We start from the raw sequence: 18,000 nt of genomic DNA on the forward strand, positions 1-18,000 counted from the left end.
CACTGATTATTACTACCGTGATCAATTTCATCGAGTTAAAGCGTAAACTTTGTATCTCCACCGAACAACAATAATTACTTAATAATATAGCATGCCTTCGAAAAAAAAGGAAGGAATAAACAGAAATATCGTTAACTTTTGTTAAAAAACTTGAAATGACTTCAGATGTACTTAAATTTTAAAGGGTTCGGCGTCGACCTAACGAATAAAAGTGGCAAGGTCTGTTTGTAATCAATGGACAGGCTGATGAGGGTGTCGGACGTGCTTAATTGCTGCCATGACATAACCGTGAATGGAAGCATGCCGGCGTGGCTCCGTCCAAACGGCTTTAAAAATATGTGTCAACGTCCGTTGAATCCGTGTTTCATCCGTTGTCACGCGTCTAAGTAGAAGGTAAAGAGAAGTTTCATACCGATCGTAAAGTAACTCGAGGGCATGACTATTTTTTAATTCGATTTGTTCGAATAGTTCTTGGTCTGTCTTCATGCTCTCCTCCTTAATGTCATGTCGTTAAATGATTGTCATTGAATTGTCATCTGTTCTGCTTAGGTTGTTTTCCCCAAGACATAATAATCAAACGTTTAAACTGTTTAACTTCAAGATATTTATAGGGCGTGTTACTTAAAAAGGAGCTGTTTAAGGATGAGTCGTGTTTTTATTAGACCTTATATAGAAGAAGATGCATTAGAATTGCTGGAACTGAACGTACGAAACCGGGGGCACTTTGAATTTTGGATGCCACTTAAGCCGAAAGAAGATCAATATTCACTTGGAGCCCACCAAGAACGGATTCGTCAAACATTACAAAAGATGCAAGATGATCGTTACTATGCGTTTGGTGTTTTCCTGAAGGAGAACAATGCATTAATCGGCGAAGTATCTGCTTCGTTCATTGAACGGTTTCCGGCTGAAACATGTATGATCGGCTATCAACTTGATCGAAATTACAATGGTCAAGGATTGATGGCTGAAGCGGTCAGTCAAGCAGTTGCACTGCTCTTTGACAAGTATGCATTTCATCGGTTACGAGCGGAAGTGATGCCTGAGAACATTGGATCGAGCCGTGTTCTCGAAAAAGTAGGCTTTCGAAGAGAGGGACTTGCTAGGAAAAGTCTATATATTAATGGAAACTGGGAAGACTTCACGATGTTCGCACTATTAAAAGAAGAATTTTTAGTGTGAGGAGAAAATGATTGTTGTCGATGTCGACGTAGTATAGTGCATGGTGCAAAAAACTAAAACGCCATTACTTTTTAGTCTTTTGTCGTCGCGATCATCCGCGGGTACAATCGAATAAGGTGAACCTCTGTGTATGCAGTCATTCGCACGTTATATGAAGAAACTGGATTATTCATTCGACTAACACGCCTGATTGGCTGTTTTAATGGTGAATCGCTTGAATGGACATACTTTCATTTTGAAGAACGACTATCATTCGCTAGACTGTAGACAACGTGCTATCGGGAGATACAGCGTCTTTTTTCGTTGCTTTCCTCGGACGAGGCGCGCCATTGCTCCTTGGATCCTAGCGGACGACGAGCAGGGTCTTGCCTGCCTCTGAAAGTGCGTTAAAAACGTACTTTGCCCCGTAGGAGTCAACGAAACATGACGATTTTCAGGCAATACCGTGACAGAAATCCAGTCATGCAGACAGTTTAGAGCGCAATCCGTCTCGAATCGCTTTAGACCGTGAAAAGCAATCGGTCGCGACCCTTCAGCTTTGCTGTAGCGGCGCGATCAGTTGCCGCTTTGAAGACGAGGCGAGACAGGGAAGCGCGAACGGATTGCCTCTCGTTATAGCCTGTTCACGCTTCATAAGAGTTTGTCTACACGCTCATTCGCGTTGCATGATCTAACATCGATTTTCATCCGAAATTCAAAATTAAGATATTTTGACTGGTGAAAAGACTGATTAGAGCGATTAAGACATAAAATCGAATGAAAAAACGAACGATAACTCATTTATAAGATAAAAACATTTGTTTTTAGATGACAAATTACTCTAAATCCTTTGACATGACATTCTGCATTCGATATAGTGTTCAAGTACGAACGATTATAAACGATAGTTTAAAAAATATTCGTTATTTGGAGTGTTGAAAATGGATGTAGTATTTGATTATGAAGATATTCAATTGATTCCCGCAAAGTCAATCGTTGGCAGTCGATCTGAGTGTGATACGACGGTCGAGTTTGGTGGAAGACGATTCAAACTGCCGGTCGTCCCGGCGAACATGCAAACCATCATCGATGAATCGATTGCGACGTACTTAGCCGAAAATGGTTATTTCTATATTATGCATCGCTTTGAACCAGAAAAACGGCGGACGTTCGTTGAGACGATGCAAGCAAAAAACTTAATCGCGTCGATTAGTGTCGGCGTCAAGATCGAAGAATACGTGTTCATCGAAGAACTCGCACAGGCAGGGCTCGTGCCGGAGTATATTACGATTGACATCGCGCATGGTCATTCAGACGCAGTCATTCAAATGATTCAGCACATTAAACGATTTTTACCGAACAGTTTCGTCATCGCTGGAAATGTCGGAACGCCGGAAGCTGTCCGTGAACTTGAGAATGCAGGTGCGGATGCGACGAAAGTCGGAATCGGACCCGGGAAAGTCTGCATCACGAAGATTAAAACAGGATTCGGAACAGGCGGTTGGCAACTGGCAGCACTTCGCTGGTGCGCTAAAGCTGCGAGCAAGCCGATCATCGCGGATGGAGGAATTCGGACACACGGTGATATTGCGAAATCCGTCCGTTTTGGTGCGACGATGGTCATGATCGGTTCATTGTTTGCCGGGCACGAAGAATCGCCTGGTGAAACGCATGAAGTCGATGGTGTCCGCGTCAAAGAATACTTTGGTTCGGCATCAGAGTTCCAAAAAGGTGAAAAAAAGAACGTCGAGGGGAAAAAGATGTTTGTTGAGCATAAAGGGAGCTTAGCCGATACATTGACGGAGATGGAGCAAGATTTGCAATCGTCGATCTCGTACGCCGGAGGAAATAAACTGCAAGCGATTCGGACGGTCGACTATGTCGTCGTCAAGAACTCAATCTTTAATGGGGATAAAGTATTTTAAGGCAATAAAAGTAGAAAAAGCAGACGGTCTTGACGACGTCTGCTTTTTTTTTGCATACTTCCCATAAAAACAGGGTAATAGTTAAATGGTTATTTTTTCAGAAAATTACATTAAAAGGGGTGGCATAGCATATGAACACAGAAACGACAACGTACTTAATCGAAAAGTTTACGCGAGTCCGTGATAAGACAATTGAATTGATTGATCCACTTGAACCGGAAGATTTCGTAATCCAAGCAAGTGCTGATGTAAGTCCGGCTAAATGGCATATCGCGCATACGACATGGTTTTTCGAACGGATGATTTTACAGGAATACGATGCAGCGTATCAAGTGTTTAATCCACAGTTCAATTATCTGTTCAATTCGTATTACAACTCAATCGGTCCGTATCAACCGCGCCATCAAAGAGGTGTCTTGTCGCGGCCGACTGTAAGTGAAATCATCGCCTACCGCTCGTACGTCGATGCGGCAATCGATACGTTCTTGAGACAAGATCGCGACGCGGCGAGTCAAAAGAAAATTGAAGGTTTGATTGAGATGGGATTACAACATGAACAGCAACATCAGGAACTTATTTTGATGGATATGAAATTTAACTTGTTCGTCAATCCCTTGTTACCGGCCTATCAAAATAAAGCGGTCGTGCCGACTGCTGAAACCAATGTCAGTCCTGCTTACAAAACATTCGATGGAGGATTGATTGAAATCGGCCATGATGGGACCGGCTTTGCGTTTGACAACGAAAGTCCTGTCCATAAAGTATGGTTGAATCCATTTGAACTGGCAACTGCGCCCGTGACGAACGGGGAATACTTAGCTTTCATCGAAGCTGGGGGTTATGAGACGTCTGAATATTGGCTTTCTGACGGGTACCAAGTCATCAAGCAACTCGGCTGGAAAGCACCGCTCTACTGGATGAAGGATGAGTCGGGGGACTGGTCTGTCTTCACATTAAGTGGTGTCGAACCACTCGCACTCGACGAACCGGTTTGTCACGTCAGCTTTTATGAGGCGGATGCTTATAGTCGCTGGAAAGGAAAACGTCTCCCGACGGAAGCGGAGTGGGAGCATGCGGCAAAAACGGTCGCAAGACAAGGGAACATGATGGGACGAGGAACGTATCATCCGGCATCGGTTGTACGGGCCGAGCACGAATTGACAGGAATGTTTGGTGACGTTTGGGAATGGACGGCCAGTGCCTATTCATCATACCCGGGCAGTCGACCGCTTGAAGGAGCACTAGGTGAATACAATGCAAAGTTCATGTCTAACCAGATGGTGTTACGGGGTGGCGCGTGTGTGACGCCGGACGATCACATCCGTGAGACGTACCGTAATTTCTTCCCGCCGGATAAACGGTGGCAATTCAGTGGGTTCCGTTTGGCAGGTGACCTGTAAGATGAGTCAGCAGGTAAAAAGCTTTGATTTATATACGACGCAGCAAAATATGTTAGAAGAAGTCATAGCTGGTTTATCGAAACCGGCTAAAACGCTTCACGCCAAGTATTTTTACGATCAAACGGGGTCGGAACTGTTCGAGCAGATTACGCAACAACCGGAATATTATCCGACGCGCACTGAACTCGAGATTTTGACGACGCACCAAACGACGATTGCAGATAAGATTGGTCCTGTCCATACATTGATTGAGTATGGGAGTGGCAGTAGTCGGAAAATCAAAAGTCTGCTCAGTTCGCTGCACGGGTTGGAAGAATATGTCCCAATCGATATCTCGAAGGACTATTTACTACAGTCGGCGGCGGAGTTGTCTAAAGATTATCCAAATCTCTCGATTAAAGCGGTTTGTGGCGACTATTCGACACCGATCACACTACCGGTCGACCGCGCACTGAAAAAAGTTATCTTCTTCCCGGGATCGACGATTGGTAACTTTGATCCGGCGGAGGCGATGGAGTTCTTGCGCCATTCATCTCATTTACTCGAAGTGGGAGACGGCTTTTTAATCGGTGTCGATACGAAAAAAAATCCGGACATTCTTCATCGGGCGTATAACGATATGGCCGGCGTCACGGAAGCGTTCAACTTAAACATCCTGACCCACATCAATCGTGTCTTAGATGGAACATTTGATCAAACAAGGTTTGAGCATGTAGCATTTTATAATGAGGCGCAAGGTCGAATCGAGATGCACATCCGCAGTCGGATTGACCAGATCGTACAAATCAACGGTCAGCCGTTTACGTTCCAGGAAGGTGAAACGATTCATACAGAAAATTCTTACAAATATAGCATCGAAGAATTTCAGCAGTTGGCAGGTAAAAGTGGCTTTCGGGCCGTCACTTACTGGACGGACGCCAATCATCACTTCAGCGTCCATTACCTTGAGAAGACGAACGGCTAACGCGATCATGACGATGGAAGAAAGGCTGGCACACCGCTAACTGACGATAAAATAGAAGGGATTGCCATCTTAAAGTTGATGGGCGATCCCTTCTATTTGCGTGTAGATAAAGTTGCATTGGATTTTCCGCTTGAAACTGTTTAACCGAAAAGACGCGGCATGCAGAACTATCAGGCGAAGTCTCAGCTGACGCGACTTCCGTCCGGAATTGGATGTTCCGGACATACGAGGACGGGCATCAGTTGATCGAGCGGACCGAGTTCAAGGATACGACCTGTGAAACCGGCGCGTACGCCCTCGACGTTCAGGATCGCGATGGCTTGTTTCCCTAAAATTTCTTCATAGTCGAACCGGGTTTCGACCCAGTCGAGTAAAAAAGAGTGATCGTGTCCATCGAAGTCGACCGTCACGTTGAGAAGGTGTGTTTCATTCTCGTCACGGATGAGAGAACGAATCGTCCCGACACGAATATCTAACGCGGTAAAGGTTTCGACGGGTACAAATGGTTTAATCGGATCCATGGGTCATCTCCTATCGTCAAACAAATTAGTTGTGATAAGTCGGAACGTAATCACTTAACGGAATCTCGATCGGTTGATTTAACGCCAGTTCTGCGAGCTCGCGTCCGAGATAAGGGCCGATCGTCAATCCGGATGCACCGAGGCCGTTCGCGATGAAAACGTTCGGGTGAGCATCGAGTGAGGCGATGACCGGTAACGAATTACTCGTGTAGGGACGTAGACCAACCCGCATTTCATAGATGTTCGTTTCTTCGAGTCGTGGTGCGACAGGGAGGGCACGCGTTAAGAGCGCATGCATCCCTTTGACGGTCGGTTGTAAGTTGTAATCAAGTTGTTTTTCATGGGTCGAACCTAAAGCAAGGCGACCATCTTCCGTCGACACGAGATAGAGTCCACGTTGCCCCATGATGACGGGCCAATGTTTCGTTTTCATTTCCTCTAAATCAAGATGAAGGATTTGTCCTTTTTCCGTCCGGATATCGAGTTCGAGCTTGAGCGGACGTAACAATTCATTGATCCAGACCCCAGCCGTCAAAATCACGTGCTTCGCGTAATGCGGTTGTCCATCGATTGAAATACCTTTCACTTGTCCTGTTTCGATGAGTAATTCAGCATCCGCATCAATAACGGTCGCCCCGTAATGGATTGCCGCCCGCTCGAGTGCGCCACGCAAGGCACGACCATCGACGCGAGCCCCGCCGGAGACGAACAACGCGTCTTCGACAGTATCGATCAATGGAAATAGAGATTTGACCTGAGAAGCGTCGAGTCGTTCGATGCGTCCGATGCCTGGGGCTTCCGGGAATCGATTTTCAGCAATCGTATTCATCTTCTCGATTTTTGATGATTCATGTAGCGCGATCGTGCCCACTTTTCGGTACCCGGTCGCGGTTTCGCCAAGCGCTTCCAGTTCTTCGATTAACGTATCGTAATAGTGAGCGCCATTATTTGCTAAGCGGTACCAGGCTTTATTGCGACGTTGTGTCATCCAGGGGCAGATGATGCCGGCTGCTGCATCGGTTGCGCGTCCGCTCTCTTTTCGGTCAATCAAAAGCACGGTCGCCCCTTGTTTTGATAGGTGATAGGCTGTCGATGCACCGAGAATACCGGCGCCGACGATGATGTGTGTGTACATGTCAATTCAACTCTTTTCTAATGACGGTCTTTCTTTAGTCTAAAGAAAAAAGGGCAAAGCGACAAATCTAAATTCAAATGTGTCATTGAAGTGTGGGGAATGATGGGAAATCGAATCTTTTTTTCGGAATATTTCGTATACTTTACATACGGACGCGTATAATTGCAAAATAGACGATTAGAAACCGTCCAATCAGGAAAGATACCCTTATAGGCATCACGTCCCGACATCAATGGCTTAGCACTCAGTCACTTTTGAAGGAGGGGAAGGCAATGAACATTAGTCAAACCATCGTACGCAAACGCTACACGGACCACACTTTGTTTTATTCCGCCATCCTGATCTGGAAGTTGCTCTTCTTCTTACCCTTATTGATGTTCATGAATAGTGGCTCCGACAATGTATTCCAACTTTATTTCGTACCGTACTTGACCGTGATCATTTTGTTCCGGGTCATGACATATTACGCGACGTATAAAGCTTCCTTCATGGAGATGACGGAGATGGGGCTGTCTGTTTTCCTCATCATCGCCGATCTTTATATCATCGCGCTCTTCCAAATTCCGCTTCCATTCGGAATGATCATCATGTTATTTTCGATTCTCCATTTTAGCGCCGCATTTAGCCGTTTTCGTTGGTTTCGGCGCCGTATGTGGTTGAACCGCCATCTTGAAATACTCAATTACTTGACGGATCATGGTGAAACGCCGATCAAGATTGCTGTCGTCTCGGAAGATGAGATGCTCGTGACAACGAAAAGTGGGAAAGAATTCACATATCGCCAAGTCTATTGGAGTGGCTTTTATTTTGAACGCGGGTGAACGATTAAGGACTGTGTTGCTAATTGGCGCAAGTCCTTTTTTTGATGATGGCTATTTAAGGTCGGTTTTGCCATACTAAAGTGAGAAAATAGCAAGGAAGGTGTTCATTGGTGATTCGTGCCCTCATTGTCACACAGGACAATCATGTTTTCGTCGATACGAATCTCGATCGCTTAACGCGGTCGGACATTAAGTGGTATTTCGTTGATTTCGACCAACCGACAGAACAGGAGAAACAGCTACTCGTCTCCTCGTTTACCTTTCATCCGCTCGCGATTGAAGATTGTTTTCAATATTTACAGCGACCGAAACTCGAATATTATGACGAATACAGCTTTTTTGTAATGCATGCGGTTGAAGAACCTTCGTTAAAAGGGAAAGAAATCAATCTATTTGCGAGTGAACAATACGTCATTTCGTATCATGAGCAGGCGTCACGGGAAGTGGACTTCGTGTTTCGGGCATTTCAAAAATTGACAGGGCATGAAGAACATCTAACGGTCGAAGTTGTCCATAAAATCATGGATAAAATCGTCGACGGGTATTTCCCGATCGTCCATAATCTGGAAGACCGCATTTTTTCACTCGAAAGTCGATATGAACAAGCAGGCAATGACAAACAAATCATGGAAGATATCTTTGACATCCGCTCAGACTTGCTTGAACTCGCACGGACGGTCTTACCGATGCGGGATTTACTGTATCGGGTCATCGAATCGAAACGACTGGCGATTCATCCGAACAAACAAGCATTTTTCCGTGACATCTACGACCATTTGCTGAAGTTAAACGACATGATTGAATACAATCGGGCGATGACGTCGGAATTCCGGGAAAACTTCATATCTTTGAACTCCTACCGCATGAATAACATCATGAAAACGTTGACGATCTTTACGACGATTTTCATGCCGTTGACGTTCATCGCCGGCATCTACGGGATGAACTTTCAATATATGCCCGAGCTGACGGTCCGCTATGGTTACTTCATTACGCTTGGCGTGATGGTGCTCGTCGCAATCGGGATGACGGTTTATTTTATCCGAAATCACTGGTTTGAAGAGTAGGCGTGAGAAATCGTTGTTCCTTTCCCGCCGGTCATACAAAAAAACGCCGATGTTTCCGTTTTACACACGGGGACAGCGGCGTTTTCCATTGTATAGTCTTCTCATTCATGACAGATACCTGAACAAATCTTAAAGCGTCAGCCCACTGTTTTAGTGAACCGACTGCTCAAATACGTCATGCAGTTTCGCTTGGGCACCCTTGAATGAGTCCAGTGGATGCGCATCCGTCAAAGTCGAACGTTCCGTCTCAATTTGGCTCAATAATGTCTCTGTCCATTCGGCATAGAGTGTCGCGAAGACCTCGTCGAGATGTTGCTCCGTTAGATGACGAAGGCGCGACTCTTCGCCTTCGAGATAACTAACGGCATCCGGTTTCGTCAACGCGACCAGCGCGTCTTTTAAGTGCTCCTTCTCGTTCCGTTCGAAGAAAGCCTTTGCGTTCCGGAAGTAGCTTTTGACGGAACGGTATTTCGTGTCATCTTGGAACGGACCGCTGAACGTCATTGGAGGTAGCGTTGGCGGATCGAGTGGTGATAGTTGGAACGACGGGTTCAGTTTCGCAGCATACATCGCCTCTTCGTCAAGACGCTTTGCGATGGCACGTTGGACCCAGCTATCGATCCGGAAATGGGTGACACGTAATTCTTGTTCAAAATCATACCGCAAAAATCCGAGTAATTCGATGAGTGCTTGTTGCAAAGCGACTGCTTTCGTCGCGTTCGCAAACCGGACCGGATGATAGGCTTCCTTGAAAAAGTCTGGGAAGCGGTAATAGATGCGTTGATTGACGTGATGTAACAATTCATGAATCTCAGCAAATAGCTCATGGTGAACGAGTTCGACCCGACCGTTCGAGAAGTGTGCCGTGATCTCTTGTTCGAGCGCATCGAGTTCCGTCAATCGGGCATCTTTTCTGGCGATGTTCCGTTCTGTCTGATCAATCAATTGATTAAGGCGGTAAATTGTCTTGTCCGTCTCTTCCGTCAAGGATTGAAGCGCGAGCCCTTTCAAATCATGGTTCAAGAAGCGATGGAAGGCTTGTTCGAACGAATCGATGCCGGATTGTTCATCAATCCCTTGTTGTTTCTCGGCAAGGGCGTTGAGGCTCGAGACGCCGAACAGGCGTGGTGCACGGATGCCGAACCGTTTTAGTTCCGTGCCGACATAGTGTAGGACATCTTGCTGTTCCGCTGTCGAAGTTGCGAGATCAATCGCATTGACGACGAAAAACATTTTGTCGAGCTCGAATGCATCCTTAACCCGGCCGAGTTGAATCAAAAATTCACGATCGGCTCGGGCGAAGGCGTGATTGTAGTAGGTGACGAACAGAATCGCATCCGCATTTTTAATGTATTCAAATGCGACGTCCGTATGCCGGGCATTGATGGAATCGGCACCCGGTGTATCGACGAGCGTGATTCCGAGACGTGTCAACGGGCTGTCGAAATACAGGTCGATTACATCGACGAAACAACTGAGGTGTTCCTGTGCGACATACTCCTCGAATGCCGATTGAACGACTGTCTGTTCTGTACCGATGAAAGGTTCGACCGTCGGATATCCTTTTAGGAACGCGCGTAAGAAAGAGGCATCGTTCAAGTCGCTTGTCGTCCGTTCGCGCAACCATGTGACGACGGCAGTGACTGACGGCATCGTTGCGTCAAACGTTTGCAGGGCTTCGTTCAAGTCGTTGAGAAGGTCAGTCTCCGATTTAAACCGGATCGTTGCGGTCCCGTGGACATGCGTCGCCGTGACCGGTTTAATCCGATTGATGGATGCCGTCGTCGGGTTCGGTGAGACCGGTAGGACACGATGACCGAGCAAAGCATTACAAAACGAAGATTTGCCGGCGCTGAAAGCACCGAATAAGGCAATCGTAAAGTCGCTTGTCGTCACGCGCGCAAGCTTTTGTTGCAAATACTTCGTAGCGTCCTCGAACCCGCGAACACCGGAGAGAATGGTCTGGATTTGCTGCATCTCTTCTAATGTATAACGGGATGGGACAGCTTGAAGCGTTTCTTCATGCGTAGTCTCCATCTCTTGTGTCACGACTGGATTGATCCCTGTAAACGTCTCAATGTCGAGCGTCGCCTGCGTAAGCTGCGTACGCCACTGTTCTAGTTGCTCACGTGCCGCTGTCATATCGTCAGTGGTCGGTTCGTTCGCTCGTTCGAGGTAGCTTATTAACACCTGTTCCGCATTCTTGAACGTTGTCATCACGTCACATTTTTGTTCGAGCGTTTCAAATTCAGCTTGAAGCGTCGCTTTCGCAGGGATGTTTTCATGCGTCAAATCCTGGCGGACCGCTTCTCGCCAATGGTTCGTTTCCTTGACGTACCAAGCACTGACCGATGCAACGACCCGATTCGTGAATTGCAAGACCGATTCCCCGGTAATCGTGATGCCGTCTTGAAGTGCTTCCTCAATGACGGCTAATGGTGGATCAAGTGGGAGTTGATCGATTCGTAACGAGTGCTGGTCAGACAGCAAATCAATTTCCGCTAACGATTGTTTCATAAGTTTTCGAAGGTGAAGCGCAATTTCAGAAGCAGTGACAGACTGGAGTGCGCGCAGGACATCGTCAGCGATGACTTGTTGCGTCGCCTGTGTTTTTTTAGCGCTCCGGAACAATCCGACCTTGAATGCAGGTTGCCGAGATTCGAGGAACGTTTTCATCTTTTCGCGCAATTCAAACGGCATCAGCGTCGCATTGCGAAGTAAACTTTCCCGGTGTGCCGAAAAACGGCTGCTCCATTGTTCAGGAGCAAACAGGGTCAATTGATGTTTGACTTGTGCATGCCGGTCAAACACACGCTCCGCTTCTGCGCGTTCGGTCGCCGAGACCGTATCCCGCATCGCGTCAGATGCTTCTTCAATCATGTCTTCTAAATAGTTGATGTGTTCCTGGTGTAAGACCTCGAGCGTCGTTTGAGCGGATTCGATCAATTTCGGCTGGGCGTCACGAATGCTTTGGTCGACCAATCGCTTGACGGCAGAAAAGTCGTTCCCCGCGAATTCCGGCTCACGCAGGCTCGTGAAGAAAATGCCTTTCGGCTGAACACCATGTTCAGTAAACGATTTTTCGACGGATCGTTTAAAGGCATCGAATGACAGCTCGGATGTTTGGTGTTTGTCGATTTGATTGACGATTAAATAGAGTTCAGGAACAGAAGCGAGCAAGTCTTTTGTGACGCTGAAGTTCAGTTCAGATTGGACATGGTTATAGTCCATGACATAAAAGATTAAGTCGGCGACATGTAACGCCGATTCAGTCGAAATCCGGTGGGCGTCATCAACGGAGTCGACGCCTGGCGTATCCATCAGGACGAGACCAGGTGGTAAAGTGGATGTCGCATGGGTGATGTCGATTTGTTGGACGGTGCCGTCACGGCCGAAATGGCGTAAGTGTTGCAAATCATCTTCCGAGGCTAGACGGACTGCTTTTCGATCATGGAAGGAAACAATCGCTTCGTCGGTCTCGCCTTGACGAAGCGTGACGATATTTGCACTCGTCGGAATGGGACTCGTCGGGAGAATGGATTCGCCCGTCAAGGCATTGATCATACTGGATTTACCGGCAGAAAAATGACCGGCGAAGGCAATCGTATAGTCGCGTCGTAATAACTTCTTTGAAAATGTATCTAATTTATCGAGTCGGAGCTGATCGCGTGAAGGTTGAATCAGTGTCGCGAGAAGCGCCGTCGCTTCCAGGTGGTTCGTCAATCGTTCTTCAAATGAGCGCATGCAAATTGTAACCCCTTTCTTACAGTCAATTGTAAGTGTATCATGTTTATTTTGCTTTCGTCATCTTACGGTTGCACACGAAAAAAGAGGCGCTCACGAATCGTGAGAAGCCTCTAAAAACAGTGCTGATTCAGTTCGGTTCCGGAACGATCATGTCTGATTCGTCGGGCTGTTCTTCTGTCGTCTGCATCAAGCGTAGCAGGTGCAGTTTAAAGAGATACATGACGATGAGATGGACATTCGCCTGGGTCGTTTTATAGAGCAACCATGGTAATGCGGGAACATATTCATGAATCGCGATGATACACTCTTGCGAACCCGGGATTTGCCGGAACTCGATGCGTCCATTGCTATCTTCTTTAACTTGAGCAAACAAGCCGCCCGTAATTCGGTACGTTGCCTGTTGATCGTCTTCGAATGGTTCTTTCGTCAGTTCAAGCAACGGGGCGTCAAGCAACGGAACATGAATCCGAACGACTGTTTCTTCCGCTGTCTTCGATGTAAGAAAAGGTTTCGCGAACGTCGATAACCAATCGACATAATTGTCGGCAGCCCAGTTCGCGTTCCGGTCGTCTGGAAGACGGACACGTTGGACGGACCGGACATCAAGCGTTTGTGATTTCTGGTGCGATGAAGAGCTTCCTGATTTTTTTGATTTCGACTCTTCTTCTTCTTCTTCTTCCATCGCCATCCGTACGGATTGCTCGAATGAAATTTTTCCGTCACTGATGCCCTCGGCCATCTTGTCGGGATCCGCCACCATCTCATGGACCATACTTTCGACGAGCGGATAAACGGTTTCTTTCGGTTCTCCAGAGATGAGTGTCACCCAAAGCCGCGACAATTTGACGGTCATCAACGGTAAGTCGAAGGTCGGTTGTTTTTTGTCCATTACTTCCGCCGTCTTCAAAATCATTTCCTTGTACGTCATCGCTTCCGGACCGCCGATATCGATGGCACGATCCTTGAGGTCCTCGCGGTCGACGCTAGATCCGAGCGCATGAATGACGTCCGGTAGCGCGACGGGATGTGTTTTGTTACGCGTCCAGCGCGGGAGAAGCATGACGGGAAGTCGTTTGACGAGTTTTGACAGAATCGGGAACGAAGACCCTTTCGGACCGACGATGAGCGCAGCGCGAATCGTCGTGACCGGTGTACCGTATGCACCGAGGACGCGCTCGACCTCAAGGCGACTTTTAAGATGACGTGATAAATTTTCCGTCTCGTCCGGAATGATGCCACTTAAGTAAACAATCTGCTGGATGCCGTTTGCTTTTGCAGCGCGTGCGTAATTGTCGGCTAAAATCAAGTCCATGTCTTCAAATGAGCCTTGCGTCAACTTTGCTGACGGCATCATCGAGTGGACGAGGTAGATGGCGATGTCTGCTCCTTTTAATCCTGCTGTCGTATCCGCTAACGAAAAAAGGTCACACGAACGCCATTCGACATTCGCTTCATCTTCCTTGTCGTCACCATTGCGAGACAAGGCAATGACGTCGTACTTTTTCTTCAATTCATTTAATAGGTTATGTCCGATATAGCCTGTCGCACCGGCAAGTGCTAGGCGTTTACGTGGTTGCGTCATGTCAATTCCTCCTCATTAGCTGCTTACTACAAAGATTTACCCAAACGACCTGCGATTTAATCAAACGAATGTTATAGTTAAAAACAAATGCTTCATCTTTTTAAAACAGGGAAAACAAATAAAGAAGATTTGCGCACTGTTTTGGAGGGATGGACAGTATCATTTTTTAGGGGAGGGAGACGGATATGAATGCTGTCTGTTTTTTGGACGAACGTCATCATACACGTTACCAAATGATATTGAAGCGATTGAATGCACGAAACCGTAAAAAGTATTCTTTTCAATCAATCTTATTTTTAGCGACGGGTAATCTAGCGCTTATGCAATTGTTCAGTGACTATTTTTTTCCGGAGACGGGTGAATTTTTTTACCAAGAATTATTAGCGGAACCTGTCGAAGATTTAACCGTCGATGTCGAACGTCAATTACTCGTTCAGTTGTATAACGGCAGGACGACGTTGACGATTATGGAAATCATCGATCAGTTAGATGAAACGGAGTTAGAGCTCGTCCTCGGAGCCATCCAAATCCGGTCATTCGGAAATCAAAACATGCAAGTACACTAAAGAAGGTAGCCGTTGTCAGATGGACTTCGGTTATCTTTTTTTGTCATTTCAAGGACCGTTAACTTACATTTGTGAACTGAAGTTATTAATGTAAAACAGCATCTAAATAAAAGCTAAGCTTATGCCTTAAGATTTGGTTGTCTAGCGGCAGGACTGGAAATAAGATGTAAGTAACAGGGAAGGTGTGGCGACTGCTGACAGGTCGCGCGTCGAATGATGAGGAAGGGGAGTGAACATATGCAACTCAAAGAATCGATTTATTTCCATTCACCGATTTTCATTCAGAATATCCTAACGACGCTTTACGGACGGGTCTTGTACCAGGAACGTTACGGGTCCGCCTACCGTAATCGGTTAGAAGAATTGAAGCGGAAAGAACGGCAATCGATTGATCCCGAGCAGGAGCAATTATCCCGCCTGAATCAGTTTTTACTGTTTTGTCAGGCCTATAGCCCGTACTACAAAGAGTTGTTCGATAAGAAGCGGATTGAGCTTCCGCTTGCGCAGTTGTCAGAGTTAAAACAAATTCCCTTGCTCGATAAGGAGACGCTACGGACAAGGAATGCCGACGTCCATGCGCGGATTCATGCGCCGATTCTTGGAAAGACGGGCGGGACGACCGGGAAATCGATCCAAGTCCATTATACGAGAGAGGACATGCAAATCCGCATGGCGCACCTCGACTATTTCAAATGGACGCATGGAATTGAACAGGGAATGCGCCGGGCGAGTTTTACGGGACAGACATTAGCGGCAGAACAACAAAAGTCACTCGTCTATTGGCGGATGAATAAGGCGATCAATCAAATGCTTTTTTCAATTAAGAATATTAACCCGTTGACAATTCCCGCTTACATCGAACAATTGAACCGATTTAATCCAGTGTCGATTGATGGTTTACCGTCGGGAATGATTGAAGTTGCACGATACGCCAAAAAACATGCTGTCGACTGTACATTCCGTCCGAAGGCGATTTTTCCGACGGCTGAAATGTTGACACGGGACGAACGTGCTTTAATCGAGGAAGTATTTCATGCACCGATCTTTGATCAGTACGCCTCGTCGGAAGGGGCACCGATTGTCGCCGAATGCCGCTACGGTAAAAAACATCTCCATTATGAGATGGGTATCATCGAAGTCGAAGCAGACGGTCAAATTCTCGTGACGAGTTTTGATACACATGGTACGCCCCTTGTCCGTTACCGGATTGGTGACCGGATGACGCTTAGTCACGAGACGTGTCCATGTGGGCATGGTGGTCCGATCATCGCATCGATTGACGGACGCGGACGAAGTTATATCCAGTTGAAAAATGGGCATCGAATCTTTGAAGGGGAACTCGCTGGAATCGTGCGGCGGTTCCCGAATTGTATCGAACGAGTCCAGTACATCCAAGAAGAAGCGGATGAAGTTGTGATGTTGTACGTACCGGACGAACGTTGGTTTAAACAAGAGCATGAAAAGGAGTTATACTTCGTGTTAGAGCGTTTGTTCGGTGGACAAATGGATGTCCTCTTAAAAGCGGTCCCGGAAATTCCGAAAGAAATCAGTGGGAAGACGTTGTTGATTAAACAATTGATTCCAGAGAACGAACGAGCCAATTGATTGGACTAGCCGAAATCAGAGCTAGTCTTTTTTGTGACGAATTGTAATATTAAGTGCAACACCTAGGAGAAAACAAAAAAAGCTCATGACGACCTCGTGTAAAATCTAATGGTCGAATAGTGACTGTAGGGAGTATGGGGTACGATGTGGGGATTAAAACTATCAAATTTGATGACATGAATTGGGATAAGGGTTATCAAGGAAATAATGTGTATAGTCAAAGTAAACTGGCGCAAATTATGAGTATCTATGAATTGCAAGACCGCCTGAAAAAAGCAGGTAAAACCAATGTTAAGGCATATGCCTGTCATCCCGGTTCGTCTTCTACGTCATTAATAACAACAAGCGGCAGCTTAGGTTTGAGAATCGTATTCGTATTTGGTTTAATGAAATTGTCACCTATGGTTCAATCAGCAGAAAAAGGTGCATACCCTGAACTCATGTGTTCAACAGAGGGCAATCTAGATGAGAGTGGATTTTATGGTCCTACAGGAAGAGCCAACTGGGTAGGTCCTGTTGGCAACTGTGGTATTAAAGCTCACACCTTAGATAAGAAAGTATCAAAAAGAATATGGGAAGTCTCGGAAAAGGAAACGGGAGTTAGTTGGAATTTATAATTCAAAAAATTACTTTACTAGAGTATGGATCAATACTAGAAAAATTTATATTCAGCAGGTTTTTTAGAAGAAGTTCAAGCGAGAGCTTCCAGACTGTAGAAAGGAGCAATGTAATTGATTATAAAATATCAATTAACGTTCGAGGATTTAATGTCTTTACAGAAAGACCTGATTGAAAACACAAAGTATCATAAAAAAAGACGCAAATTTTTGTTGATCTATACGGAGATTTTAGCATTCTTCTACGGGTTTACATCGATCTTGTATTTCTTACCTAGAACGATCCCCTTTGCAATTTTCTGCTCCATTGCTGTAGCAGTAGGGATTTTGTTCGCTATTCTACTGAGGCCTCTTTTGAAAAAAATGTATCTGCCAATCGCTATGAAACAAGGCAGGTACTTCTTGAAAAAAAATAGTAGTTGGCCGAGAAATGTGACGTTGAATCTTCATGAAGCGGGTATTGATTGGAATTCTGACGATGGGAAATTGAATCGAACACTTAAACTTGCTTGGGAATCGATTGAAAAAGTAAATGAAGATGAAAATCATATCTATCTGTATTATCAAAAATCTGAAGCATTAATTATCCCAAAGAACATACGTGTATTAAGTTTGACAGAGCAAAATGAGTTCAAACAGCTCATACGAAATCACTTAAATATTTCTCTATAAGTAAGAGATAGATTTGTTCCAAACCAGAAGGATATAGAATCTAATATAGTTCAATTGTAATTCAATCTTAAAAAGAGAAGAAATCTTGCAAGTTCATGTGTGAGATTGAAAGTTGTATGGTGGCAAAATTTGAACTGCGCCCTATAGTTTGGACAATTTAATAAAAGCACCTTTATTGTTTAAGCTGCTATGAGATGGCTTCGGTATTGTGCCGGAG

15 protein-coding genes are annotated in these 18,000 nt (G+C 45.8%); 10 read left to right on the forward strand and 5 right to left on the reverse strand.

What is annotated here, in order from left to right:
- Window positions 1–231: 231 nt before the first annotated feature.
- The gene (locus KNP98_RS14790) at window positions 232–486 is read right to left on the reverse strand and encodes an RNA polymerase sigma factor (protein ID WP_088837231.1); all 255 of its coding nucleotides are present in this window, start codon (window positions 484–486) and stop codon (window positions 232–234) included.
- A gap of 156 nt (window positions 487–642) precedes the next feature.
- On the opposite strand from KNP98_RS14790, the gene KNP98_RS14795 reads away from it, so the two are divergent.
- The 4 genes from KNP98_RS14795 (at window position 643) to egtD (ending at window position 5,450) form a co-directional block, all read left to right on the forward strand.
- Complete coding sequence (locus tag KNP98_RS14795) at window positions 643–1,182, forward strand: GNAT family N-acetyltransferase (protein WP_214765056.1); 540 nt, start codon at window positions 643–645, stop codon at window positions 1,180–1,182.
- Between the two features lie 920 nt (window positions 1,183–2,102).
- Entirely contained in the window at window positions 2,103–3,086 is a 984-nt protein-coding gene (guaC, locus tag KNP98_RS14800; protein WP_088837229.1) for a GMP reductase, read from the forward strand.
- A 131-nt stretch (window positions 3,087–3,217) separates the two neighbouring features.
- Entirely contained in the window at window positions 3,218–4,486 is a 1,269-nt protein-coding gene (gene egtB / locus KNP98_RS14805) for an ergothioneine biosynthesis protein EgtB (RefSeq protein ID WP_214765052.1), read from the forward strand.
- A gap of 1 nt (window position 4,487) precedes the next feature.
- Window positions 4,488–5,450, forward strand: coding sequence for an L-histidine N(alpha)-methyltransferase (gene egtD, locus KNP98_RS14810; RefSeq protein WP_088837227.1), 963 nt, complete (start codon window positions 4,488–4,490; stop codon window positions 5,448–5,450).
- A gap of 182 nt (window positions 5,451–5,632) precedes the next feature.
- Here egtD and KNP98_RS14815 read toward each other — a convergent pair whose 3' ends face one another.
- Window positions 5,633–5,971, reverse strand: a complete 339-nt coding sequence (locus KNP98_RS14815; RefSeq protein WP_088837226.1) for a hypothetical protein — start codon at window positions 5,969–5,971, stop codon at window positions 5,633–5,635.
- 25 nt (window positions 5,972–5,996) lie between these two features.
- Entirely contained in the window at window positions 5,997–7,106 is a 1,110-nt protein-coding gene (locus KNP98_RS14820; protein WP_214804485.1) for an NAD(P)/FAD-dependent oxidoreductase, read from the reverse strand.
- Between the two features lie 272 nt (window positions 7,107–7,378).
- On the opposite strand from KNP98_RS14820, the gene KNP98_RS14825 reads away from it, so the two are divergent.
- A complete protein-coding gene (locus KNP98_RS14825; RefSeq protein WP_088837224.1) occupies window positions 7,379–7,927 on the forward strand; it encodes a hypothetical protein in 549 nt (182 codons plus the stop codon).
- 110 nt (window positions 7,928–8,037) lie between these two features.
- A complete protein-coding gene (corA, locus tag KNP98_RS14830; protein ID WP_214812159.1) occupies window positions 8,038–8,994 on the forward strand; it encodes a magnesium/cobalt transporter CorA in 957 nt (318 codons plus the stop codon).
- Between the two features lie 150 nt (window positions 8,995–9,144).
- Here the strand turns inward: corA and KNP98_RS14835 are convergent, their stop codons facing one another.
- Both KNP98_RS14835 and KNP98_RS14840 read right to left on the reverse strand, forming a co-directional pair.
- Window positions 9,145–12,738 (reverse strand): dynamin family protein, encoded by a 3,594-nt coding sequence (locus KNP98_RS14835; RefSeq protein ID WP_214812161.1) that lies wholly within the window; start codon window positions 12,736–12,738, stop codon window positions 9,145–9,147.
- A 130-nt stretch (window positions 12,739–12,868) separates the two neighbouring features.
- Window positions 12,869–14,323, reverse strand: coding sequence for an NAD(P)H-binding protein (locus KNP98_RS14840; protein WP_214812164.1), 1,455 nt, complete (start codon window positions 14,321–14,323; stop codon window positions 12,869–12,871).
- A 185-nt stretch (window positions 14,324–14,508) separates the two neighbouring features.
- Here KNP98_RS14840 and KNP98_RS14845 point away from each other — a divergent pair, with 185 nt between their 5' ends.
- The 4 genes from KNP98_RS14845 to KNP98_RS14860 all read left to right on the forward strand — a co-directional run bounded on the left by KNP98_RS14845 (window position 14,509) and on the right by KNP98_RS14860 (window position 17,783).
- On the forward strand, window positions 14,509–14,889 hold the full coding sequence (locus tag KNP98_RS14845) for a hypothetical protein (protein WP_029330360.1): 381 nt from the start codon (window positions 14,509–14,511) through the stop codon (window positions 14,887–14,889).
- A gap of 237 nt (window positions 14,890–15,126) precedes the next feature.
- Window positions 15,127–16,494, forward strand: a complete 1,368-nt coding sequence (locus KNP98_RS14850) for a phenylacetate--CoA ligase family protein (protein WP_214812167.1) — start codon at window positions 15,127–15,129, stop codon at window positions 16,492–16,494.
- Between the two features lie 146 nt (window positions 16,495–16,640).
- On the forward strand, window positions 16,641–17,111 hold the full coding sequence (locus tag KNP98_RS14855) for an SDR family NAD(P)-dependent oxidoreductase (protein ID WP_214812170.1): 471 nt from the start codon (window positions 16,641–16,643) through the stop codon (window positions 17,109–17,111).
- Window positions 17,112–17,225: 114 nt separating this feature from the next.
- Complete coding sequence (locus KNP98_RS14860) at window positions 17,226–17,783, forward strand: YcxB family protein (RefSeq protein WP_214812173.1); 558 nt, start codon at window positions 17,226–17,228, stop codon at window positions 17,781–17,783.
- The last annotated feature ends 217 nt before the right edge of the window (window positions 17,784–18,000 follow it).

This window comes from Exiguobacterium sp. s127, assembly GCF_018618695.1.
Taxonomy (GTDB): domain Bacteria; phylum Bacillota; class Bacilli; order Exiguobacteriales; family Exiguobacteriaceae; genus Exiguobacterium_A; species Exiguobacterium_A oxidotolerans.

Bases quoted from the DNA above. Each gene is read 5' to 3' on its own strand.
- KNP98_RS14790 (WP_088837231.1), bottom strand. From the start codon at position 486: ATGAAGACAGACCAAGAACTATTCGAACAAATCGAATTAAAAAATAGT.
- KNP98_RS14795 (WP_214765056.1), top strand. From the start codon at position 643: ATGAGTCGTGTTTTTATTAGACCTTATATAGAAGAAGATGCATTAGAA.
- guaC (WP_088837229.1), top strand. From the start codon at position 2,103: ATGGATGTAGTATTTGATTATGAAGATATTCAATTGATTCCCGCAAAG.
- egtB (WP_214765052.1), top strand. From the start codon at position 3,218: ATGAACACAGAAACGACAACGTACTTAATCGAAAAGTTTACGCGAGTC.
- egtD (WP_088837227.1), top strand. From the start codon at position 4,488: ATGAGTCAGCAGGTAAAAAGCTTTGATTTATATACGACGCAGCAAAAT.
- KNP98_RS14815 (WP_088837226.1), bottom strand. From the start codon at position 5,971: ATGGATCCGATTAAACCATTTGTACCCGTCGAAACCTTTACCGCGTTA.
- KNP98_RS14820 (WP_214804485.1), bottom strand. From the start codon at position 7,106: ATGTACACACACATCATCGTCGGCGCCGGTATTCTCGGTGCATCGACA.
- KNP98_RS14825 (WP_088837224.1), top strand. From the start codon at position 7,379: ATGAACATTAGTCAAACCATCGTACGCAAACGCTACACGGACCACACT.
- KNP98_RS14835 (WP_214812161.1), bottom strand. From the start codon at position 12,738: ATGCGCTCATTTGAAGAACGATTGACGAACCACCTGGAAGCGACGGCG.
- KNP98_RS14840 (WP_214812164.1), bottom strand. From the start codon at position 14,323: ATGACGCAACCACGTAAACGCCTAGCACTTGCCGGTGCGACAGGCTAT.
- KNP98_RS14845 (WP_029330360.1), top strand. From the start codon at position 14,509: ATGAATGCTGTCTGTTTTTTGGACGAACGTCATCATACACGTTACCAA.
- KNP98_RS14850 (WP_214812167.1), top strand. From the start codon at position 15,127: ATGCAACTCAAAGAATCGATTTATTTCCATTCACCGATTTTCATTCAG.